The sequence below is a fragment of the Nonomuraea sp. NPDC049714 genome (genome assembly GCF_044465295.1).
GTDB lineage: Bacteria > Actinomycetota > Actinomycetes > Streptosporangiales > Streptosporangiaceae > Nonomuraea.
Map to the genome: position 1 here is coordinate 40,217 of NZ_JBITLM010000004.1, position 20,667 is coordinate 60,883.

Genomic DNA, 20,667 nt, shown 5'->3' on the forward strand with positions numbered 1-20,667 from the left:
CTGCCCCACGGTCCACGGCGGAGGGCAGCTATGCGGATCAGCGTCTTCGGGCTCGGCTACGTGGGATGCGTCTCGGCGGCCTGCCTCGCCTCGATGGGACACGAAGTGGTGGGCGTCGACGTCAACCCGGTCAAGGCAGACATGATCAACGCCGGCCGGGCGCCCATCGTCGAGGAGCGGATCGGTGAGCTGGTCGAGCGGGCGGTGCGCGACGGGAGCCTGCGGGCCACCACGGAGGCGGCCGAGGCGGTCGCCTGGAGCGCGATCTCGCTCGTCTGCGTCGGCACGCCGTCGGCCCCGAACGGCAGCCTGTCGACGACCTATCTGGAACGCGTCGCCGAGCAGATCGGCCGGTCCCTGCGCGCGGGGCACGTCGTGGTCTTCCGCAGCACCATGCTCCCCGGCACCTGCGCCGAGCTGCTCGTTCCCATCCTGGAGCGGTCCTCGGGGCTGCGGGCCGGGGTGGACTTCGGGGTGGCGGTGAACCCGGAGTTCCTGCGCGAGGGCAGCAGCGTGCGGGACTTCTTCGCGCCGCCCAAGACGGTGATCGGCGAGTCGGACGAGGCCAGCGGCGACGTGGTGGCCGCGCTCTACGAGGGGCTGCCGGGCGAGGTGTTCAGGGTGCCGATCCCCGTAGCCGAAATGACGAAATATGCGGACAACGCGTTTCATGCGGTGAAGATTGGCTTCGCCAATGAGCTGGGCGCCGTCTGCCAGGCGCTGGGACTCGACTCGCACCGGGTCATGGACGTGTTCCTGGCCGACCGCAAGCTCAACATCAGCCCCGCCTACCTGCGTCCCGGCTTCGCCTTCGGCGGCTCCTGCCTGCCCAAGGACCTGCGCGGGCTGGTGTACGCCGCCCGGATGGCCGACGTGTCCGTCCCGCTGCTCTCGCACGTCCTGCCGGCCAACGAGGCGCACCTGCAGCGCGCCTTCGACCTGGTCACCGCGCCGGGCAGGCGCAAGGTCGGGCTGTTCGGCCTGGCGTTCAAGCCGGGCACCGACGACCTGCGCGAGAGCCCGATGGTGGAGCTCGCAGAACGGCTCCTCGGCAAGGGCTACGACCTGCGCATCTACGACGCCAACGTGTCACTGTCCCGGCTGATGGGGGCCAACCGCGCCTACATCGCCGAGCGGCTGCCCCACCTGGAAGACCTCCTCGGCGACTCCGTCGAGGAGGTGCTCGGCCACGCGGAGGTGTGCGTGGTCGGCTGCACGGACCCTGCCGTGCTGGAGGCGCTGGATGGCCTGCACGGCACGAACGGCGCGAACGGCGCTAACGACACTGACGGCGCCGGCGGGAAGGTGATCGTCGACCTCGTGCGCATGCCGGGCGCCGCGACGCGCCGCGACAGAAGGGACTACGTGGGCATTGGCTGGTAGAGCGCTCATCCTCGTCGAGAACCTCTCCGTCCCGCTCGACCGGCGCGTCTGGCAGGAGAGCACCGCCCTGCGCGAGGCCGGCTGGGAGGTGCACGTCATCTGTCCCCAGGGCGCCAAGCAGGACACCGAGCCGGAGGCGGTGATCGACGGCGTGCGCATCCACCGCTACCCCCTGCGCGCCGCCACCGGCGGCCCCGCCGGCTACCTGCGCGAGTACGGCTCGGCGCTGTGGCACACCTTCCGGCTGGCCAGGCGGCTGACGGCCCGGTCCGGCCGGTTCGACGTGGTGCACGGCTGCAACCCGCCCGACCTGTTCTTCCTGCTCGCGCTGGCCATGCGGCGCGGCGGCACCCGGTTCGTCTTCGACCAGCACGACCTGGTGCCCGAGCTCTACCTGTCACGCTTCGACCGGGGCCGTGACCGGCTCTACCGGGCCGTGTGCCGGCTGGAAAGGTGGACGTACCGGGCGGCGCACGTGGTGATCGCCACCAACGAGAGCTACCGGCAGGTCGCGCTCTCCCGCGGCGGCAAGCGTCCCGAGGAGGTCTTCGTGGTCCGCAGCGCCCCGGTGGTGGAACGCTTCCACCAGGTGCCGCCGGAGGAGTCGCTGCGGCGCGGCAAGCCGTACCTGCTGTGCTATCTGGGCGTGATGGGGCCGCAGGACGGCGTCGACTACGCGCTGCGCAGCCTGGCGCGGCTGCGGGACGAGCACGGGCGGGCCGACTGGCACGCGGTGTTCGTCGGCGGCGGCGACACCTTCGACGCGATGGTGGCGCTCTCGCGCGAGCTGGGCCTGGGCGACGACGTCGAGTTCACCGGCAGGATCCCCGACGAGGACCTGATGCGCTACCTGTCGACGGCCGACGTGTGCCTCTCCCCCGATCCGCTGAACCCGCTCAACGACGTCTCCACGATGAACAAGGTCATGGAGTACATGGCGATGGCCAAGCCGATCGTCTCCTTCGAGCTGCGCGAGGCGCGGGTGTCGGCGGGCGAGGCCGCCCTGTACGCGCCGGCCAACGACGAGTCGGAGTTCGCCAAGCTGATCGCCCGGCTGCTGGACGACCCGGCCGAGCGCCTGCGGATGGGCGAGCTGGGCAGGCAGCGGGTGGCCGGGCCGCTGTCCTGGGAGCATTCGAAGGCCGCCCTGCTGCGGGCCTACGACGCGGCCGTGGAATCGCGGTGACGGCTGCCGGTGTCCGTACCCCATCGGGAGCGGTCGCCGCGCAGGCGGGTGAGCATGCGGTCGGCGGCCAGGACGGCCACGTAGCAGGCGGCGTCGAGCGGGCTCACCGTGCGGCGGGCGAGCAGCTCGCGCAGCGCCCCCGCGCGCAGCGTGCGGGCGGGCCTGCCGAGCTCGGCGAGCTGCCGGTTGCCCTGCCGCACCCGGACCCGCCTGGCCAGGTGCGCGCGGACGGTGCGGGCCGGGCGGACCACCGTGCGGGCCTGCGGCACCGCGACCCGCTCTCCCGCGGCGAAACAGCCGTCCACCCAGCCGTCGTCGGAGATCACGTCCGGCAGCGGGAAGGCCCGTTGGTGCCCCCGCTCGGTGAGCACGTACGCGCCCACGCCCGCCAGGACGCGCGCCGGTGCGATCAGCCGGTCGTGCACCCGGTGCACCCGCCTGACCAGCGGCCCCGTCCCTGCCAGGTCCCATTCGGGCACCGGCGCGCAGGCGAGCACCCCCGGCCGGGCCGCCGCCTCCGCCAGCGCCCGCACCGAGGCGGCGTCCAGCCGCACGTCCGCGTCGAGGTAGACGCGCGGGAAGGCGCGGCAGGCGGCGTCGCCCAGGCGCAACGCGTTGACCTTGCCGGACCGCGAGGTCTCCAGCACTCGCACCCCCGGCCGGGCCGCGGCGCTCGCGGTGCGGTCGGAGCAGCCGTTGGCGACCACCACGACGTCGAACTCGCCGGGCGACGTCCCGGCCAGCAGCGCGTCCAGGCCGCGCGCGATGACCGCTTCCTCGTTGTGCGCCGGGATGACGACACTGATCCTGGGCTTCATCACACCGCCAGAAGGGACGACTCATGAGAGTGGAGCGAGGGGAGATCGAGGGCGTGCTGCTGTTCGCCCCCACGCCGCACCGCGACCAGCGCGGCCTGTTCACCCGGACGTTCGACGCCGCCGTGGCCGCCGGGGCGGGGCTGTCGCCGGAGTCGTTCATCCAGGACAGCCAGTCCAGGTCGCGCCGCGGCACCGTCCGGGGCCTGCACGGGCGCCGCGGGCGGGGCGAGGCGAAGCTGGTGCGCTGTGCCAGGGGCGCGATCTATGACGTGCTGGTGGACGCCAGGCCGGGCTCTGCGACGTTCGGGAGGCGGATGGCGGTGCGCCTGGACGACGAGGCGTTCGTGACCCTCTACGTGCCTCCTGGGCTGCTGCACGGCTTTCAGGCGCTCACCGAGCCGGCCGACACCTGCTACCGCATCGACCGCGAGCACGACCCCGCCGAAGATCTCGCCGTCCGCTACGACGATCCGGATCTGAAGGTAGCGTGGCCCCTGCCGCCCACCGGGATCAGCGACCGCGACCTGGCGGCGGGCCCGTGGGCCGAGCTCCTGCCTCGGCTCAGTAAGTCGCTCGGTGGCTGAGAGGTGGCGGTGATGCGTCTCGTCGTGACCGTGAGCGCGCTGTTGCTCACGGCCGCCTGTCAGGCGGCCCCCGCCCCGCCGGCCGCCGCCCCGACGCCCCCGCCGAAGATCGTGCGGGCCGACGGCAGCTCCTGCCCCGACCACCCCACACCCGCCTGTACGGGCGCGCCACGCGAGCGGAGGCTGACCCCGCTCAAGCTCAACACCGAGAACGTCGCCTACCGGGTGCGAGAGCGCGGCGCCGTGCTCGACGGCGTGCACATCGCCGGCCCCCTGCTCGTCCACGCCGACGACGTCACCATCAGGAACAGTGTGATCGACGGCCACATCACCAACGCCGACGGCGACAAGTCCTTCCGCTTCTCCATCGAGGACAGCACCGTCGGCGCCGCCGGGACCTGCGGCCCGCTGCCCGCGATCGGCCACGACAAGTACACCGCGACCAGGGTGCTGGTCCAGGGCCACAGCGACGGCTTCCGCGTCTCCGGCGACGACGTGCGGATCCGCGACTCCTTCGTCAAGCTCTGCTCCAACCCCGGCGACCACTCCGACGGCATCCAGGCCTACAACGGCGGCACCGGGCTGCTCTTCGAGCACAACACCGTCGACCAGCGCGAGGCCGCGCACATCACCGCGCCGATCTTCCTCGTCGACGAGAAGTCGCGCGACGTCGTCGTCACCGACAACCTGGTCATGGGCGGCACCTTCAGCATCCAGGTGCGCAACGCGGGCGGCAAGCAGGTGGTGCGCGGCAACAAGCTGGTCGACAAGTCGTGGGTCTACGGGCCCGTGGACTCCGAGTGCGGCCGTACCGACTGGGTGGGCAACGAGCTGGTCACCATCGACGCTGACTATCGGGTCACCTCGATCGTCGGCCCGCTGCGCTGCGAGGGCGAGAGCTGATCGGCCCGTACGGCGCGGAGCAGCGCGCCGGCGGCCCCGATCAGCAGGAACGACAGACCGGTCACCGTCGCGAACGACAGCAGGTCGAAGGTGAACGACCCGACCAGCGGCACGACCAGGCAGGCCGCCAGGGTCAGCCCCAGATCGCGGGTGCCCGGATCGGCGGTCAGGTGCCTGGCCCTGAGCGCCGCGTAGAAGGCGACCACGAAGAGCGCGGCGTAGGCCAGCGTGCCGATCAGCCCGGTCTCCACCATCGACAGGATGTACTGGTTGTCGAAGATCTGGTGCTTGGGCGCGTACCACGTGCCGAGTCCCCGGCCGAGCCAGAAGTGCCTGCCGATCTCCTGCGCGGCGACGGCGTAGTCGTGAGTCCTGTACTGGATGCTCTCGTCGTTGGACAGGTTCGTGAACAGCCCGGCGATGGTGCCGAGCAGCCCCGGCACGGTCAGCCTGACGAGCACCAGGAACCCGGCGGCCACCAGGAGCGCCTGCACCCGCTGGCGGCCGGACCAGCCTGCCAGCAGCACCACGCCGACGGCGAGCAGGCTCAGCATCGCCGACCGCGACACCGAGAACATCAGCCCGAGCCCGATCAGCAGCGTGCACACCCACCAGCGCAGCGCGGGCTCGCCGCGCAGCCGCGCCTTGGTGGCGTGATGCACGGCCAGCGGGAGCAGCATCGCGCAGGTCACGCCGAACTCGATCGGATGGCCGGTGGTGGCGGCCACCCGCCGCAGATCGGCCCGTTCCAGCACGAACGAGTCGCCCTCGCTGGTGTAGCGCAGGATCGGCAGCTCCAGGAACCTGGTCAGGTCCACCGAGAGCAGGAACTGCAGCGCGCCGATCACCGCCACGACCGCCCCGCCGACCACCAGCGTCTTGAGCAGGAAGTCCAGCCGCCGGTGCCCGCGAGCCCCGTCGCAGACGGTGAGCGCGATGCCCACGGACGCCACCACGAGCACGAAGGCGTGGTCGGTCAGGTTGAGCTCGTCGGAGTCCAGGTAGCCCCAGGTGGCGAAGCCGAAGGTGGCGACCATGGCGGTGAAGTAGGCGAACAGCGCGGTGCGCACCGGGTTGGCGCCCTTGGCGGCGCCGAGGGTGAGGGTGAGCTGCGCGCACAGCCACAGCAGGGCCGCGGCCAGGCTCACCACGTTCGCGGGCGTGAGGGAGAGCGGCAGCAGCTTCAGCACCAGCCGGGCGGGCACGACCAGCAACGCCACCGCGAACACCGCCGCCACCGTCGCGCCGTCGGCCCGCCCCCAGGCGGGAGACCGGGCGTCCACCGGCTACGCCTCCGCCTTCTCGGCGGCGACGAGCTCCTTGGCCTCCGGCTCGGGTGGCGGGCGGCGGCGGGTCAGGCGGGCTCGTACCGGGTGGGGCAGGCTCTCGGCGGCGAAGGAGGCGCACAGCGCGGCGATGACGCCCAGGCCGAGCGCGGCGGCGGCGGAGCGCAGCTTCCTGCCCTGCTGCGCCACCGGCGTGGTGGGCGGCACGGCCGCGCTCATCGTGATGTACGTCTCGCGCGGCGCCTGCACCTGCCGCTGGCGCAGGTCCAGCTCCCGCTCGACCCGCTCGATGACCTTCAGCGTGATGGCCGTGGCCGCCTCCGGGGTGCGGCTCTCCCCTTCGACGAACACCAGTGGGCCGGTCGCCAGCGACTCCAGGTTGTTGGTGCCGTTGGTGACCGCGTACTTGGTGTCGCCCTCGGCGGTGCCCATCGCGGCGACCATGTCCGGCGTGCTCATGGCGCTGATCAGCATCGAGGCGGCCACGTCGAGCCCGTGGTCGAAGTTCAGCAGCGGGTTGACCCGGGCGACGGGCTGGTCGGGCTGCGCCGGGACGACGCCGCCGCTGGTGGGCGCGGTCAGCAGGAGGACGGCGGTGGTGGTGTAGGTCGTGGGGATCGTGCTGTAGGCGAGGTACGCGCCGCCGACGGCCAATACGAAGGCCGGCAACGCGACGTACCACCGCCGGACCAGGACGAGGATCGTCCCCCAGAAATCCACGCGCCCCCCTACGAGTGCCGCCCCCCTACATGTCGCGCGAACCCCCATGGAGCGTTACACAAACGCTGTAACACCATCCTCAATAGCGCGATATGGGGTTATCTAGGGCTGCGTCTGGAGATACATGAGCGAACTGGCCGTGGTCACTCCCACCTACGCGCAGGACGCCGAGCTGTTCGCGCTGCTGCATCGTTCCGTGCTGGAGCACACCTCGCCGGACACCGTCCACCACGTCTTCGTGTCGCCGGCCGACCTGAAGCTGTTCGCCCGCTACCAGGGGCCGCGCTGCCGGGTGTGGGACCGCTCGCAGCTGCTGTCCAGCAGGTACGTCCGCGTGCCGGGCACCGATGTGCACGTCGACTACCGCCGCCCGTGGCCGCCCCTGCGCGGCTGGGTTCTCCAGCAGACCGTCAAGATCGCCGCCGCGGACCTGGTCGACGCCGACACCATTCTCATCGTGGACTCCGACGCGGTGCTGGTACGGCCCACGAGCGCGGCGTCCTTCACCGTGGACGGGCGGCTCAGCCTGCACCGGGTGGACGACGGCGTCACCGCTGACATGGGGCGGCACGTCCGGTGGCACCAGGTCGCCCGGGATTTGCTCGGGCTGCCGCCCGCGCCGCCGCCTCCGCTGCCCGACTACGTGACGGCGCTGACCTTCTGGGACCCCGCGATCGTGCTGGCCATGCGGCGGCGGATCAGCGAGGTCACCGGGCGCGACTGGATGGACGCCTTCAACGCGCGGCTGCACATCTCGGAGTTCATCCTCTACGGGGTGTTCGTCGACGAGGTGCTGAAGGCGTCGCCGCCGGTCAACACCACGATCTGCCACCTGAGCTACAACCACGAGCCGTGGGACGAGCCGACGGCCGTGGCCTTCGCCGACCGGCTCCCACGGGACGCGGTCGGCATGATGATCTCGGCCAAGTCGCACACGCCGATGGACGCCAGGCTGGCCGCCATCCGGCGGTGCGCTCAGGTGGTCGAGTCGGGCTGATCGTCGCGCGGCACGACGACCTCGATCGGGCCGGTGTCGTCCACGGCCGCCCGAGCCGACCCGTTCTCACCGCTCTCACCGTCCTGCCCGGCCTCCAGCTCGGCCACGGTCAGCGGGAAGACCGGGGGCTCGGGCGGGCGGGCGTCGTTACCGGCCCCGGCTTCTTCCAGGCCGTCGCCGTTTCCGGCCGCTGTCTCGCCTTCTGCCGCCGGGGTTCCCGTCCGCGCCGAAGGGATGCCCGCGGCCTCGGCCGGCGCGGTGCGGGAGGCGCGCAGGCGTAGGACGGCGTAGGCGGCGGTCAGCCCGGCGACCACGCCGAGCAGACCGCCCGCCACCCCGGCCACCAGCCGGTCCTGGATGAGCGGCTTGGGGATCGAGGCGGGCATCACGTCGAGGACGCCGATGTGCGTGCTGATCGGGGCGTCCAGCGCCACCTGCCGCCTGGCCAGCTCCAGCTTGACGCGCAGCTGCGCCTTCCGCATCGTCTCCCTGACCAGCTGCGGCGAGGTGCTCTCCACCTCGATGTAGACGAACGGCCCGTTGGTGCTGATGCCGAGCAGGTCCGGGTTGGTGCGGCCGTCGTTGATGGTCAGCGCGGTGGGGCCGTCCTCGGTCACCCCGATCTCGGCGGCGACCTCGGGCGTGTTCGTGGCCAGGATGAGGATGCCCGCCGTGGTCCGCAGCGCGTCGTTGAACTGCAGCAGCGGGTTGGTCAGGCCCACCCGCTGCCGGGGCTCGGTCTCCAGCGTCCCGCCGGACGCGGGCACGGTGAGCACCATGGACGCCGTGGACACGTACCGGCTCGGCACCAGGAAGAAGCCGGCCAAGGCGAGCACGACCGCAGCCACCACGACGGGCGGCCCGACGAACTTCTTCCTGGCCAGACCGAGGACGGTCCTCCAGAAGCCCACTATTCTCCGCCCCCGTCAGGTTCTTCCCGGCACGGCGTGGCACCGGTACTGAGTGGTAATCGCACTGATCATCTTTCCTGTTACACCAGGCGGGCCAGGGCCAGGAGCTTGCGGCTCCGGTGCGCCACGGTCCGCCGCTGTCGTCGGGCGTACATCCTCAGGACCGCCGCCCGCGCCCGGCGGCGCTGGTCGTCGGTGAGCTCGGCGTTCCGCACCCAGGTCAGCAGCTCGCGGCACTGCAGGGTGTTGGCCAGGCGGGACTGCCAGGACGGCACGCCGAGCCGCCGGGCCACGCCGGAGATGCGCTCCAGCCGCCAGTTGCGGTGCGCGAGCACCTCCGGCACGTGCGCCCACGGCCCGGCGAGCGCGAGCTTGGCCGCGAACACCTCGTCCTCGCGCAGCATGTTGCGCCGGGGGATCCCGGTCGCGGGCCCGCGCCGCAACAACCCGTAGAGCGGGTCGATCATCAGGTGGCTCTCGTTGAGCAGTCTGAGCATCTCGGCGAAGCGGGTCACCGGATCGTCCGAGTCCAGCCCGCTGCCGTCGTAGGCGGCGCTTCTGGCCACCCCGTCGGGCCCGGTGTAGGCGACCCCGGTGGTGACGAGGACGAGCCGCTCGTCCCTGGCGAACTCGGCCAGGGCACGGGAGACGCAGACGGGGTCGAGCCGGTCGTCGTCGCCGATCCAGCGGACGTAGGCGCCGCGCGAGATCTGCGCCGCGTGCCTGAAGTTGCCCAGCAGCCCGATGTTCTCCGGGTGCCGGTGGTAGACGATCCTCGGGTCGCCCGCCGCCAGGTCGCGGCAGAGCTCCTCGGTGCGGTCGATGGAGGCGTTGTCGGAGATGACCAGCTCCAGGTGGGGGTGGTCCTGGGCCAGGACGGACCGGATCACCCCTTCCAGCCGCTCCGCGCCGTCGCGCACCGGCAGGGCCACCGAGACGAGTTCAGGGTCGGGCATGGGCTCTCCCTTGACGCAGCAGTTGCATGAGGACGGCACGCGGCACCGCGACGAGCGCGAAGACCAGCAGCCCCGCGCCGCCGGCGACGCACAGCCGGACGAACGGCCCGTCGACCATCGTGGACACGGCCGCCATGGTCACTCCCGCGACGGCGGCGCCCAGGGCCGGTCTGGCCAGCCCGGCCGCGAACAGCCGGGGTGACACGCCGGCCCGGTGCAGTGCGAGGCTCAGCATCGGCAGCGCCAGCACCAGCGCGATCACGGCGTGCGCGATGGCCGCCCCCTGGATGCCGCCCTGGCGGGCCCCGATGAGGAGGGCGGGGACCAGCGCGACCGCCCAGCACAGGTTCACCCACATCGTCGCCCTCGTGTGGCCGAGGCCGGCCAGGATGTCGGTGACCAGGATGTTCAGCATCCGCACGGCCATCACCACGGCCAGGAACCGCAGCACCTGGGCCGCCGGCAGCCAGTGCGGCTCGTACAGGAATCCCACCAGCGCGGGCGCGAGCGTGCCCATGAGCACCGCGATCGGCAGCACGATGACGCCCAGCAGCGGGACCGCGCGCCGCACGCCCGACTCTACGGCGGCGGGCCCTTCCTCGGCCAGCCGGGCGAAGCTGGGCAGCGCCACGTAGCGGATGGCGGTGCCGACGATGCCGGGCACCCAGCTCGCGATGTTGAAGGCGAGCAGGTAGAGGCCGAGCTGGGCGGGCCCGAGCGTGTCGCCGACGAGCACGATGTCGACGTTGAGCAGCAGCCCCTCGACGCCGAGGCCGACGCAGAGCGGCAGCCCGAAGCGGAGCAGCCGGGCGGCGAGCACCCGGTCGAAGCCGGCCGTGAACCGCACCTTGGCGAGCGCGACCACCAGCACGCCGGTGAGCGCGGCCCCGCTGAGCTGCCCCCAGGCGAAGCTGTACGCTCCGGCCCCGGTCGCGGCCAGGGTGATGGAGACCGAGGCGTTGGCCACGAAGCCGGCGAGGTTGGCCCAGGCCAGCTTGTCCTGCTCGAACCTGCGCATCAGCGCGGCGCTGCGCACGGCGGTCAGGCCGTAGATCACGTTGGTGGCCATCAGGATGCGGATCACCCAGGTGGCGTCCTCGCTGCCGGCCATGCTCGCGTAGAACGGCGCGATCACCCAGAAGATCGCGTAGAGGGTGACGCTGGACGCGATGGCCACCACCGTGGCAGTCGGGGCCACCTCCTCCAGCTTTCCGCGCCACTGCACGGTCGAGGCGATCACCCCGGCGTCGTTGATGTGGATGACGAACTGGCTCACGGCGAGCGCGATGGCGAAGACGCCGAACTCCTCCGGCACCAGCAGCCTGGCCAGGACCAGGCTCATCGCGAACGAGCCGGCCTTCATCACCAGGTTGCCGACCAGACTCCAGCGCAGGCCCCGACCGGCCTTGCGCTGGATCTCGCCGGTCTCGCTCACTCGACCCGCTCCAGCCAGATCTCCCGCCAGAACGGCACGAACTCGCGGGGGCAGTTGGCGTTGTAGACGCCCTCGCAGACCAGGTCGTCGAGGATGATGCAGGGGCTCTTCATGCTGAGCAGCCGGCCGGTCTTCTCATCCAGGCAGCGCTCGACCCGGGCCCGCACCCGGGCCGTCCGGCCGCAGTAGCGGGCCATCTCCTCCTCGAAGCCGAGCCCCCGGTTGAGCAGGTCGTCGTTGAGCGTGTCGAGGATCTCGTCCCTGGACCTGATCCGGACCAGCTCGCCGGGCCGCAGGCCGAGCTCGGCGGTGGGCGTGGCGCGGCCCGCGCGGCCTTCGACGAAGCCCCAGCGCAGCCCCTTCCTGAACCACAGCCGGCGCGGCAGGACCTTCTTGCTCAGGCCCTGGAAGCGGTTGAACAGCCCGACCAGGAACGTGCGCGCCACCTGGAGCGCCCCGGCGTTCCCGGTGCGCACGTCGGTGACGTACTGCCGGACGTCGCGGAACGGCAGGCAGGCAGGGGCGGCCCTGAGCAGCTCGGTGGCCTGGCAGGAGTAGGTGTCCGCGCCGCTGCGGGTGTTGACCTGCAGCAGCGGCAGCAGCCTGGGCTCCGGCTCGGGGGCCCGCACGGGGGTGTCCGGCTCCACCCGCTTGAGCCAGGCCTCCTTCCAGTACAGCGAGCAGGCGGTCTGGCAGCCGCCGTGCGCGCCGCCGTCGCAGCGTGCCCCGGTCAGGTGGACGGCCCGTTCCATGCGCCGCATGCCGCTGCGGCTGATCGTGTCGCAGAGCTTGTGCGCCACCTTGTGCACGGTCATCCGCTGTCCGCAGAAGCGCAGCATCTCCGGCATGAACGGCAGGCTCTCCAGCTCTCCCCGCTCGTCCAGCGTGGCCAGGATCTCCTCCTCGCCGCGCACCTCGACCAGGTCACCGACCCGCAGGTTCATCCGCACTCCCCACCCGCTTGAGCAGCCCCGCGCCCTCCAGCGCGGTGGCCGCCTCGGCCACCGCGCCGAAGGGCAGCCCCGACCGTTCGGCGACGTCGAGCAGGCTGTGATCACCGTCGGACTGGTTCAGCACCCACAACATCGCCAGCTGGGCCTGCTCGGTGTCGCTGCGTCCGCCGAGGGAGCCGTACAGGCCACGCCTGCCGAGCTGCGGCTCGCCGTAGGGACTGAGGTTCTGGTAGCGGCCGTCGCGCTCCAGCACGGTCACCGCCTCCCACAGGGCCTCCAGCGTGCCGGCCAGCGCCTGCGGGGTGACGAAGCCCGGGTCGTCGCCGGAGGTGTGATACTCCGGGTAGCCCGCGTACGGGGTCCTGGTCAGGCTGCCCACCGGCAGGTCGAAGCCGGGCGAGCAGAACTGCCGCTCGTCGTAGCCGTACGGCGAGAAGTCCACGATCGTGTGCGGCCGGTCGGCGAGGACGTGCGCCATCACCCGGTCGATGCGCGCGTCGCCGCGCCTGCTGCGCTTGTAGGTGAGGGCGCCCGGGTCCCCGGCGCAGGCGAGCGTGAGCCCGGCCACGATCCGGCCGGTGCGTTCGCGGTTGCGCGCCAGCCAGGTGATGGCCCCGATCGTGCCGGGCGCGAACAGGAACCGGTAGGTCAGGCGTGTTGATTCCCGGCGCGACTCCAGGCGAGCCGCGAGGGCGGCGGCCACGGCGATCCCGGCGAGGTTGTCGTTGGCCAGCGACGGATGGCACACATGGCAGGAGATGAGCACCTCCTCGTCGGTCCGCCCGCGCACCACGTGCTCGGCGTAGGTCAGGTGCCCGTCGGCGAGCGTGGAGTCGATCATCACCTCGTAGGGGCCCGCGCCGAGCCCGTCGAGCACCTGCCGGCTGAGGCAGAACCCCCACGTCTCGGCGTAGTAGCTGGTCCGGTAGGGCACCAGATCGGGCTGGTCAGGCAGTGTGTGCAGGTGCGGGCGCAGCTCGTCGAGCGTCATCGTGGCCGACACCGGCACGCTGTAGCCCACGACGTGCAGGTTGGAGCGCCGGAAGTCCACGACCCTGGCCCCCGAGGGGTCCTTGACGTAGGCGTCGCGGATGTTCCACTCTTTCGGCACGGTCCAGTCCAGCACCTGCGTGCCCGTCGGCACCTCGTGGACGTCCAGCGGCAGCCGCTCGCCGACGATCTCCAGCGTGCGCCGCACGCCGTCGCCGGTGATCGAGCGGCACAGCGGGTAGAGCCGCTCCACCAGGGCGTGCATCTCCTCCCCTGTCACGTCCCCTGTCACGTCCGCAGCTCCGCCGAGACCGTGCCGGCCGCCCGCCGGTCGCCCAGCCACGCCAGCCTGGTGAACCGCCGCTCGAAGTCGTCCGCGCCCAGCCCGTGCTCGCGGTAGGCCTCGGCCAGCTCCACGGCCCCCGCCTTCACCGTCCACCGGGCGTGGCAGCCCGGCAGCGCGGCCCTGATGCGGGAGAAGTCCACTTTGTACGAGCGCGGATCCGCCCCGGTCTCACCGGTGATCACCACCTCGGAGCCGGGCACCGCCTCCACGACGTGCGCGGCGATCTCGGCGACCGTCAGGTTGTTCTGCTCCCAGCCGACGTTGAACGCCCTGGCGTGCACGGCCTCGCGCGGCGCCGCCAGCGTGGCGGCGAAGGCGTCGGCGATGTCGGCCGCGTGCACCAGTGGCCGCCAGGGCGTGCCGTCCGACAGCACCCGCACCTGGCCGGTCAGGTGAGCGTGGCCGACCAGGTTGTTCAGCACGATGTCGGCCCGCAGCCGCGGCGAGAACCCGAACGCGGTGGCGTTGCGCAGGAACACCGGGGAGAAGTCGTCGTCGGCCAGCTCGGCCACATCGTCCTCCACCCGCACCTTGGACACGGCGTACGGGGTCACCGGCCGTAACGGGGCGTCCTCGCCGAGCAGCTCGTCACCCCCGGAAGCGCCGTACACCGAGCAGGTGGAGGCGTACAGAAACCGGCGCACGCCCGCCTCACGGGCGAGTCGCGCCAGCCTGACCGAGGCGTGGTGGTTGATGTCGTACGTCAGGTCGGGGGCCAGCGCGCCCAGCGGGTCGTTCGACAGCGCGGCCAGATGGACCACCGCGTCGACCCCCTCCAGCATGGACGCCGGCACGTCGCGCAGGTCCACCCGGTGCCCCGGCGGGTCGTCCGGCGCCGGCCCGAGCACACAGTCGGCGAACAACCCGCTGTCCAGGCCGATCACCTCATGTCCGGCCCCGGCCAGCACCGGCGCCATCACGGAGCCCAGGTAACCCTGGTGCCCGGTGAGGAGAACGCGCATGTCGATCAGCCTCCAGTCAGATCGATGATGAACTTGCGGGCGTAGAACGCCTCGGCATAGCGCGCCTGACACTCGATGCCGCGGATCCGGGCGAGCCCGAGGAACGCCTCCCGGTCGAACCAGGGACGCCGTCGCTGCGAGGGGTAGTGCTCCCACAGCAGGGCGACCTTGCGCTCGGCGAAGGCCACGTCGAGCGGCTGGTAGGCGTTGGGGCGGCCGAGGTCGCCGTCCCACTTGGCGATCTCGTAGCCCAGCGTGAGATGGTCGCGGAAGACCGTGGGCACCAGCTCGGCGAGCCCCCGGTGGTCCTGGTGGGCGTCACCGGCGTGCGGCGCCAGGATCAGATCGGGCACACAGCGCAGGCGCAGGTCCTCCACCGCCTGCTTGGCCAGGTCCCAGTGCGCGGGCAGCCGCCCGTCGGGCATCTTGCCCACGGTGACGCGCAGGTCGGCGCCGGGGCAGAAGGCGGCCAGCGCGGCCCGCTCCTCCGCCTCGCGCTCCGACCCGGCGCCCGACAGCACCAGGGCGTCCACCCGGATGCCGGGGTGGGCCGTGCAGAGGGTCAGCAGGGTGCCGCCGGCGCCGATCGCCAGGTCGTCGCAGTGCGCGGCCACGGCGGCGATCCTGCTCAGCCCGCTGGGCAGCAGGTCGATCATCATGCCGCCCGCTCCCACAGCGCCCACGGCCGCTCACCGCGCGCGTAGGCGCGGTCCAGCTCCACCCGCTGGTTGACGGTGTCGGTGGGCCGCCAGTAGCCGCGGTAGGGGTAGGCGAGCAGCCGGCCGCGCTTGGCGAGCTCCTTGCAGCCGTCCACGAGCAGGTCGCCGCCTTCGGGGATGTGGTCGAAGATCTCCTGGCGGAGCACGAAGTAGCCGCCGTTCACCCATAACGGCATCTCGGTGACCGCGGTGATCTGCCCGACCAGGCCGCCGTCCGCCACCTCGACGCAGTGGAAGGTGCCGGGCGGCGGGACCACCATCAGGGAGCCGCCCGCGTCCGCCCCGGCCAGCCTGTCGACCATGTCAGGCAGGGGCGCGTCGCTGAGCACGTCGGCGTAGTTGGCCAGGAAGAGCTCGTCGCCGTCGAGGTGGTCGCGTACGCGGCGCAGCCGCTCGCCGATCGACGACTCGATGCCGGTGTGCACGAACGAGATCGTCCAGTCGGAGATGTCGTTGGCCAGCAACTCCACCTGGCCGCCCCGCAGCACGAAGTCGTTGGACGCGGTCTCCTCGTACCTGAGGAAGAAGTCCTTGATCTGGTGCGCCCCGTAGCCGAGGCAGAGCACGAACTCCTTGTGCCCGAAGTGCGCGTAATAGCGCATGACATGCCAGATCAGCGGCCTCGGGCCGACGAGCTGCATCGGTTTCGGCACGTCTCCGGGAGCGCCGCTGCGCATCCGGGTGCCGTAGCCGCCGCAGAAGAGGACGACCTTCACACGACCTCCAGGTAAGGGATGGGGAAGACCAGCCGGCCGCCCCACTCGTGGACGTAGGAGAGCTGCCCGACCAGCTCGTCCCGCAGGTTCCAGGGCAGGACGAGGACGTAGTCCGGCCGGTCGGCGGCGATCCGCTCCGGCTCCAGGACCGGGATGCGGGCGCCGGGGGTGAATCTGCCGTGCTTGTACGGGTTGCGGTCCACCGTGTACGGGAGCAGGTCGGGCCGGATGCCACAGTGGTTGAGCAGCGTGTTGCCCTTGCCGGGCGCCCCGTAGCCGACCACCGTGCGACCCTCCTCGGCCGCCCTGATCAGGAAGCCGAGCAGGTCCCGCCTGACCGTGGCGACCCGGGCCGCGAAGTCGACGTAGCCGGAGATCTCGTGCAGCCCGGCGGCCTTCTCCAGAGCCAGCACGTCGCTCACCCGCTGGGTCGGCGTGCCCGACGGCCTGGCCCACAGCCGGATCGAGCCGCCATGGGTCGGCAGCAGCTCGACGTCCACCAGGGTCAGCCCGCCGGCGGCCAGCGCCCGCTGCGCCGAGGCGACCGTGTAGTACTGGAAGTGCTCGTGGTAGATGGTGTCGTACTGGTTCTGCTCGATCAGCGTGAGCAGGTGCTGCACCTCGATGGTGACCCACCCGTCGTCGGCCACCAGCGCGCGCAGCCCCTCGGTGAAGCCGGCCACGTCCGGGATGTGCGCGTAGACGTTGTTGGCCACCACGTGGTCCGCCCTGCCGTGCTCCGCCGCCACCGCGCGGGCCGTCTCCGGGGTGAGGAAGGCCGTCAGCGTGGGCACTCCGCGCTTCCTGGCCGCCTCGCCCACGTTCACCGACGGCTCGATCCCCAGGCACCGCACGCCCCGCTCGACGACGTGACGCAGCAGGTAGCCGTCGTTGCTGGCCACCTCCACCACGAACGCGTCCGGCTTCAGCCGCAGCCCGGCCACGAACGCCCGCGCGTGCTCCACCCAGGAGGTGGAGTAGGAGGAGAAGTAGGCGTAGTCGGTGAACGTGTCCTCAGGGGTGATCAGCGGCGGGAGTTGTGCCAGCCAGCACGAGGTGCACACGCGAAGGTGCAGCGGGTAGGCGACCTCCGGCTCGTCGAGCCGGTCGGCGGTGAGGAAACGCTCGCAGGGCGGCGTGGCCCCCAGGTCCACCACCGAGGCCAGGTCGCCCGAGCCGCACAGCCGGCAGGTCGTCATTCACACACTCCAGACAAGTTGATATTTCGTTCCGGCAGGCTCTGTCGTTACTGTGCGCGGCATGGATCCCCTCGGCATCGAGGGCGCCTGGTGTCACACACCACGCGTCCACACCGACCCACGTGGCGCGTTCCACGAGGCCTTCAGGGCCGCCGACCTGCCCCACGGGTTCGATCTCGCCCAGGTCAACAGCTCGGTCTCGGTGCGGGGGGTGCTGCGCGGCGTGCACTACGCCGACGTCCCGCCCGGCCAGGCCAAGTACGTCATGTGCGCGTACGGCAGCGTCATGGACGTGGTCGTGGACCTGCGCGCCGGCTCGCCCACGTTCGGCCGGTGGGAGGCGGTGCGGCTGGACGACCGGGAGCATCGGGCCGTCCTGATCGCCGAGGGGCTCGGGCACGCGTTCATGGCGCTCAGCGAGCGGGCCACGGTCGTCTACCTGTGCTCGCGGCCCTACAGCCCGGCCCGTGAGCACGGGGTGCACCCGCTCGACCCGGATCTGGGCATCGCCTGGCCGGGGGACGTCGAGCCGGTGCTGTCGGACAAGGACGCCACGGCGCCCACGGTCCAGGCCGCGCTCGCCGCCGGGCTGCTTCCGGACTACGACTCGTGCCGGCGGTTCTACGCGACGCTGCACTGACGTCCCGCCTTCCCACCCGTGACTGACCCACCCGTAACTGGCCCGCCTGTGACTGGCCCGCCCGTAACTGGCCCGCCTGTGACTGGCCCGCCCGTAACTGGCCCGCTCACCACTGACCCGCCCGTCACAGGCCCGCCCGTCACAGGCCCGCTCACCGCCGGCCAGGCGGCGTGCAGCGCCTCCCGCCAGTGCCGGATCGGTGCGCACCGGGTGCAGGCCAGCACGCCGCTGGCGGGCCGCCGCGCGGGGCGTGGGAAGGCCGTGCCGGGCACCGGGCGCACCCGGCCGGGATCGGCGCCGAGCAGCCTGAAGACCTCGGTGGCCAGCCCGTGCCAGGTGGTCTCCCCCGCGCTGGTGCCGTGATAGATCCCCGGCGGCAGGTCCGAGCGCGCCAGCCTGACCAGGAAACCGGCCAGATCCGCGGACCAGGTGGGCTGGCCGCGCTGGTCGTCCACCACGTCCACGGTGGGGCGGGTGCCGGCCAGCTCGATCATGGTACGGACGAAGTTCGGCCCGCCCGCGCCGTACAGCCAGGCGGTGCGGACCACGTAGTGGCCGTGGTCCAGGGCCGCGCGCTCCCCGGCGAGCTTGGTCCGGCCGTAGGCGTTGACCGGCCCGGTCGGCGAGTCCTCGTGGTACGGCCGGCCGCTCTCGCCGTCGAAGACGTAGTCGGTGGACAGGTGCAGCAGGCGCGCGCCCGCCCGCCGGCACACCCGCGCCAGCGTGCCGACCGCGTGACCGTTGATCTCCAGCGCCTCGTCCTCGCGGGTCTCCGCCGCGTCCACCGCCGTCCAGGCGGCACAGTTGATCACCACCTGGGGCCGGTGGTCGGCGACGGCGTCGCGTACCGCCCGGACGTCGCACAGGTCCAGCTCGGACCTGCCCAGAGCGAGCACGGGCTCCCCGGTCAGCGCCGCCTTGACCAGCACGTCGGCGGCCAGCATGCCGCCGCCGGTGATCAGCCACCTCATAGGCCGGCCCACCAGTCAGGGTGATCCGCGTACCACCGGACGGTCTCCTTCAGCCCCTGCTCGAAGCCGATGCGCGGGCGGTAGCCGAGCGCGCGCAACCGGCCGTCGTCCAGGGAGTAGCGGCGGTCGTGGCCCTTGCGGTCCGCCACCTGCTCCACCAGGTCCCAGCCCTGGCCGCACGCCTCCAGCAGGCGTCCGGTCAGCTCACTGTTCGTCAGCTCCGCGGTGCCGGCGATGTGGTAGACGTCACCCGGCAGGCCCTGCGCGGCCACCAGCCGGATGCCCGCGCAGTGGTCCTCGACGTGGATCCAGTCGCGCACGTTGCCGCCGTCGCCGTACAGCGGCACCTTCTCGCCCCGCAGCAGCCGCGTGACGAACAGCGGGATGATCTTCTCAGGATACTGCCGGGGGCCGTAGTTGTTGCCGCACCGGGTGATCGACACGTCCAGGCCGTAGGTGATCGCGTACGAGCGCGCGATCAGATCCCCGCCGGCCTTGGCCGCCGCGTACGGCGAGCGCGGCCGGAGCGGGGCGGACTCGTCCCAGGAGCCGGAGTCGATCGAGCCGTACACCTCGTCGGTAGACACCTGGACGACCTTCGGCACCCCGGCGTCGAGGCAGGCCTGCAGCAGCGTCTGGGTGCCCAGGACGTTCGTGCGGACGAACTCCGCCGCCCCGTCGATCGACCGGTCCACATGCGACTCGGCCGCGAAGTTGACCACCAGGTCGTGTCCGGGCACCACCTCGCGCAGCAGGTCAGGGTCGCAGATGTCGCCGTGCACGAACGTGTGCGGCACCCCGTCGAGGTTGGCCCGGTTGCCCGCGTAGGTGAGCTTGTCGAGCACGGTGACGTCCGCGCCCCGCAGGCCGTGGACGAAATGCGAGCCGATGAAGCCAGCGCCACCAGTGACCAGAATCGTCGTCATGAGCTGATTTGCACCTTGCTGTGATCGCCCAGCACGAGACGGTGGGCTCTTGGAGTGGTGGGCGCCGGAGTCACCTCGACGTCGTGGCCGATGAGCGACGACTCGATCCGGCCGACCCCCGCTATGGAGGCCCTGGGCAGCACGATCGAGTATTCGATCTCGCTGCCCGTGATGGCGCAGTCCGCGCCGATCGAGGTGTACGGGCCGATGTAGCTGTCGCGGATGACCGCTCCCGCGCCGATGATCGCCGGGCCGACCAGACGCGAGCGCTCGACCACGGCGCCCGGCTCCACCAGGACCCGCCCGATCAGCTCACTCGTCTCGTCCACCTGCCCGGACATGCCCGGGTCCAACCGCTCCAGCACCATCCGGTTGACCTCCAGCATGTCGGTCACGTTGCCGGTGTCCTTCCAGTAGCCGGTGATCACCGAGGATTCCACGCGCAGGCCCGCCTCCAGCAGCCACTGCAGGGCGTCGGTGATCTCCAGCTCGCCCCGCCACGACGGCTTGAGCTCGGCCACCGCCGCGTGCACGGCCGGGCTGAACAGGTAGACGCCGACCAGCGCCAGATCGCTCTTGGGCCGGGCCGGCTTCTCCTCCAGGCCGATGACCCGGCCCCGCCCGTCGAGCTCGGCGACCCCGAACTGCCGGGGGTCGCCGACCCGGGTGAGCATGATCTGCGCGGCGGGCCGCTCCCGTGCGAAGCGCGCCACGATGTCGCCGATGCCGCCCACGACGAAGTTGTCCCCCAGGTACATGACGAAGTCCTCGTCCCCGAGGTAGTCGCGGGCGATCAGCACGCCGTGCGCCAGCCCGAGCGGCGCCTCCTGGCGCAGGTAGGTCACCTCCAGCCCGAACGCCGAGCCGTCGCCGACCGCCGCCTCGATCTCGGCCTGGGTGTCGCCCACCACCAGGCCCACCTCCCGGATCCCGGCGGCCGCGATGGACTCCAGGCCGTAGAAGAGCACCGGCTTGTTCGCGACGGGGACGAGCTGCTTGGCCGAGGTGTGCGTGATGGGTCGTAGCCGTGTGCCCGATCCCCCGGCGAGCACGAGTGCTTTCACCG

21 protein-coding genes are annotated in these 20,667 nt (G+C 71.9%); 6 read left to right on the forward strand and 15 right to left on the reverse strand.

Features of this window, described 5'->3' with window-relative positions; genetic code table 11:
• Positions 1 to 30: 30 nt before the first annotated feature.
• Entirely contained in the window at positions 31 to 1,383 is a 1,353-nt protein-coding gene (locus ACIBQX_RS17490) for a nucleotide sugar dehydrogenase (protein WP_397005531.1), read from the forward strand.
• Positions 1,373 to 2,569, forward strand: a complete 1,197-nt coding sequence (locus tag ACIBQX_RS17495) for a glycosyltransferase family 4 protein (protein ID WP_397005533.1) — start codon at positions 1,373 to 1,375, stop codon at positions 2,567 to 2,569. The genes ACIBQX_RS17490 and ACIBQX_RS17495 overlap by 11 nt, the downstream gene beginning before the upstream one ends.
• Here ACIBQX_RS17495 and ACIBQX_RS17500 read toward each other — a convergent pair.
• Positions 2,542 to 3,387, reverse strand: a complete 846-nt coding sequence (locus ACIBQX_RS17500) for a glycosyltransferase (protein WP_397005535.1) — start codon at positions 3,385 to 3,387, stop codon at positions 2,542 to 2,544. The two genes, ACIBQX_RS17495 and ACIBQX_RS17500, sit on opposite strands and share 28 nt — an antisense overlap.
• 23 nt (positions 3,388 to 3,410) lie before the next feature.
• On the opposite strand from ACIBQX_RS17500, the gene ACIBQX_RS17505 reads away from it, so the two are divergent.
• Both ACIBQX_RS17505 and ACIBQX_RS17510 read left to right on the forward strand, forming a co-directional pair.
• Positions 3,411 to 3,971, forward strand: coding sequence for a dTDP-4-dehydrorhamnose 3,5-epimerase family protein (locus ACIBQX_RS17505; RefSeq protein ID WP_397005537.1), 561 nt, complete (start codon positions 3,411 to 3,413; stop codon positions 3,969 to 3,971).
• A 12-nt stretch (positions 3,972 to 3,983) separates the two neighbouring features.
• A complete protein-coding gene (locus tag ACIBQX_RS17510; protein WP_397005539.1) occupies positions 3,984 to 4,874 on the forward strand; it encodes a hypothetical protein in 891 nt (296 codons plus the stop codon).
• Here ACIBQX_RS17510 and ACIBQX_RS17515 read toward each other — a convergent pair.
• On the reverse strand, positions 4,823 to 6,157 hold the full coding sequence (locus ACIBQX_RS17515) for an O-antigen ligase family protein (RefSeq protein ID WP_397005541.1): 1,335 nt from the start codon (positions 6,155 to 6,157) through the stop codon (positions 4,823 to 4,825). The two genes, ACIBQX_RS17510 and ACIBQX_RS17515, sit on opposite strands and share 52 nt — an antisense overlap.
• A 3-nt stretch (positions 6,158 to 6,160) precedes the next feature.
• On the reverse strand, positions 6,161 to 6,880 hold the full coding sequence (locus ACIBQX_RS17520) for a hypothetical protein (RefSeq protein WP_397005543.1): 720 nt from the start codon (positions 6,878 to 6,880) through the stop codon (positions 6,161 to 6,163).
• Between the two features lie 124 nt (positions 6,881 to 7,004).
• Between ACIBQX_RS17520 and ACIBQX_RS17525 the strand changes: the two genes are divergently transcribed.
• Entirely contained in the window at positions 7,005 to 7,877 is an 873-nt protein-coding gene (locus ACIBQX_RS17525; RefSeq protein WP_397005545.1) for a DUF6492 family protein, read from the forward strand.
• Here ACIBQX_RS17525 and ACIBQX_RS17530 read toward each other — a convergent pair.
• The 9 genes from ACIBQX_RS17530 to ACIBQX_RS17570 form a co-directional block, all read right to left on the reverse strand.
• Positions 7,856 to 8,788: a hypothetical protein gene (locus ACIBQX_RS17530; protein ID WP_397005547.1), complete on the reverse strand. Its 933-nt coding sequence runs from the start codon at positions 8,786 to 8,788 to the stop codon at positions 7,856 to 7,858. The two genes, ACIBQX_RS17525 and ACIBQX_RS17530, sit on opposite strands and share 22 nt — an antisense overlap.
• An 80-nt stretch (positions 8,789 to 8,868) precedes the next feature.
• Complete coding sequence (locus ACIBQX_RS17535; protein ID WP_397005549.1) at positions 8,869 to 9,744, reverse strand: glycosyltransferase family 2 protein; 876 nt, start codon at positions 9,742 to 9,744, stop codon at positions 8,869 to 8,871.
• Positions 9,731 to 11,179: an oligosaccharide flippase family protein gene (locus tag ACIBQX_RS17540; RefSeq protein ID WP_397005551.1), complete on the reverse strand. Its 1,449-nt coding sequence runs from the start codon at positions 11,177 to 11,179 to the stop codon at positions 9,731 to 9,733. Before ACIBQX_RS17540 ends, ACIBQX_RS17535 begins: the two co-directional genes overlap by 14 nt.
• Positions 11,176 to 12,123, reverse strand: a complete 948-nt coding sequence (locus tag ACIBQX_RS17545; protein WP_397005553.1) for a hypothetical protein — start codon at positions 12,121 to 12,123, stop codon at positions 11,176 to 11,178. Before ACIBQX_RS17545 ends, ACIBQX_RS17540 begins: the two co-directional genes overlap by 4 nt.
• On the reverse strand, positions 12,104 to 13,414 hold the full coding sequence (locus ACIBQX_RS17550) for a DUF4910 domain-containing protein (RefSeq protein WP_397005555.1): 1,311 nt from the start codon (positions 13,412 to 13,414) through the stop codon (positions 12,104 to 12,106). The genes ACIBQX_RS17545 and ACIBQX_RS17550 overlap by 20 nt, the downstream gene beginning before the upstream one ends.
• Positions 13,411 to 14,430 carry an NAD-dependent epimerase/dehydratase family protein gene (locus ACIBQX_RS17555; protein WP_397005557.1) on the reverse strand — a complete coding sequence of 340 codons (1,020 nt, stop codon included), beginning with the start codon at positions 14,428 to 14,430 and terminating at the stop codon, positions 13,411 to 13,413. The genes ACIBQX_RS17550 and ACIBQX_RS17555 overlap by 4 nt, the downstream gene beginning before the upstream one ends.
• 5 nt (positions 14,431 to 14,435) lie before the next feature.
• A complete protein-coding gene (locus ACIBQX_RS17560) occupies positions 14,436 to 15,089 on the reverse strand; it encodes a PIG-L deacetylase family protein (protein WP_397005559.1) in 654 nt (217 codons plus the stop codon).
• Positions 15,086 to 15,865 carry a glucose-1-phosphate cytidylyltransferase gene (locus ACIBQX_RS17565; RefSeq protein ID WP_397005561.1) on the reverse strand — a complete coding sequence of 260 codons (780 nt, stop codon included), beginning with the start codon at positions 15,863 to 15,865 and terminating at the stop codon, positions 15,086 to 15,088. Before ACIBQX_RS17565 ends, ACIBQX_RS17560 begins: the two co-directional genes overlap by 4 nt.
• Positions 15,862 to 17,064, reverse strand: coding sequence for a methyltransferase domain-containing protein (locus ACIBQX_RS17570; RefSeq protein ID WP_397005563.1), 1,203 nt, complete (start codon positions 17,062 to 17,064; stop codon positions 15,862 to 15,864). The genes ACIBQX_RS17565 and ACIBQX_RS17570 overlap by 4 nt, the downstream gene beginning before the upstream one ends.
• A gap of 61 nt (positions 17,065 to 17,125) precedes the next feature.
• On the opposite strand from ACIBQX_RS17570, the gene ACIBQX_RS17575 reads away from it, so the two are divergent.
• Positions 17,126 to 17,704, forward strand: a complete 579-nt coding sequence (locus ACIBQX_RS17575) for a dTDP-4-dehydrorhamnose 3,5-epimerase family protein (protein WP_397005565.1) — start codon at positions 17,126 to 17,128, stop codon at positions 17,702 to 17,704.
• Here the strand turns inward: ACIBQX_RS17575 and rfbD are convergent.
• Genes rfbD through ACIBQX_RS17590 form a run of 3 tightly spaced genes read right to left on the reverse strand, consistent with a single transcriptional unit; the run spans position 17,686 to position 20,665 of the window.
• A complete protein-coding gene (rfbD, locus tag ACIBQX_RS17580) occupies positions 17,686 to 18,675 on the reverse strand; it encodes a dTDP-4-dehydrorhamnose reductase (protein ID WP_397005567.1) in 990 nt (329 codons plus the stop codon). The genes ACIBQX_RS17575 and rfbD overlap by 19 nt on opposite strands.
• Complete coding sequence (gene rfbB, locus ACIBQX_RS17585; protein ID WP_397005569.1) at positions 18,672 to 19,601, reverse strand: dTDP-glucose 4,6-dehydratase; 930 nt, start codon at positions 19,599 to 19,601, stop codon at positions 18,672 to 18,674. Before rfbB ends, rfbD begins: the two co-directional genes overlap by 4 nt.
• Entirely contained in the window at positions 19,598 to 20,665 is a 1,068-nt protein-coding gene (locus tag ACIBQX_RS17590; RefSeq protein ID WP_397005571.1) for a glucose-1-phosphate thymidylyltransferase, read from the reverse strand. Before ACIBQX_RS17590 ends, rfbB begins: the two co-directional genes overlap by 4 nt.
• Positions 20,666 to 20,667 lie beyond the last annotated feature (2 nt).

Coding starts and splice junctions, on each gene's coding strand:
- rfbD (WP_397005567.1), bottom strand. CDS start 18,675: ATGAGGTGGCTGATCACCGGCGGCGGCATGCTGGCCGCCGACGTGCTG.
- ACIBQX_RS17535 (WP_397005549.1), bottom strand. CDS start 9,744: ATGCCCGACCCTGAACTCGTCTCGGTGGCCCTGCCGGTGCGCGACGGC.
- ACIBQX_RS17505 (WP_397005537.1), top strand. CDS start 3,411: ATGAGAGTGGAGCGAGGGGAGATCGAGGGCGTGCTGCTGTTCGCCCCC.
- ACIBQX_RS17555 (WP_397005557.1), bottom strand. CDS start 14,430: ATGCGCGTTCTCCTCACCGGGCACCAGGGTTACCTGGGCTCCGTGATG.
- ACIBQX_RS17490 (WP_397005531.1), top strand. CDS start 31: ATGCGGATCAGCGTCTTCGGGCTCGGCTACGTGGGATGCGTCTCGGCG.
- ACIBQX_RS17545 (WP_397005553.1), bottom strand. CDS start 12,123: ATGAACCTGCGGGTCGGTGACCTGGTCGAGGTGCGCGGCGAGGAGGAG.
- ACIBQX_RS17510 (WP_397005539.1), top strand. CDS start 3,984: ATGCGTCTCGTCGTGACCGTGAGCGCGCTGTTGCTCACGGCCGCCTGT.
- rfbB (WP_397005569.1), bottom strand. CDS start 19,601: ATGACGACGATTCTGGTCACTGGTGGCGCTGGCTTCATCGGCTCGCAT.
- ACIBQX_RS17500 (WP_397005535.1), bottom strand. CDS start 3,387: ATGAAGCCCAGGATCAGTGTCGTCATCCCGGCGCACAACGAGGAAGCG.
- ACIBQX_RS17525 (WP_397005545.1), top strand. CDS start 7,005: ATGAGCGAACTGGCCGTGGTCACTCCCACCTACGCGCAGGACGCCGAG.
- ACIBQX_RS17560 (WP_397005559.1), bottom strand. CDS start 15,089: ATGATGATCGACCTGCTGCCCAGCGGGCTGAGCAGGATCGCCGCCGTG.
- ACIBQX_RS17570 (WP_397005563.1), bottom strand. CDS start 17,064: ATGACGACCTGCCGGCTGTGCGGCTCGGGCGACCTGGCCTCGGTGGTG.
- ACIBQX_RS17575 (WP_397005565.1), top strand. CDS start 17,126: ATGGATCCCCTCGGCATCGAGGGCGCCTGGTGTCACACACCACGCGTC.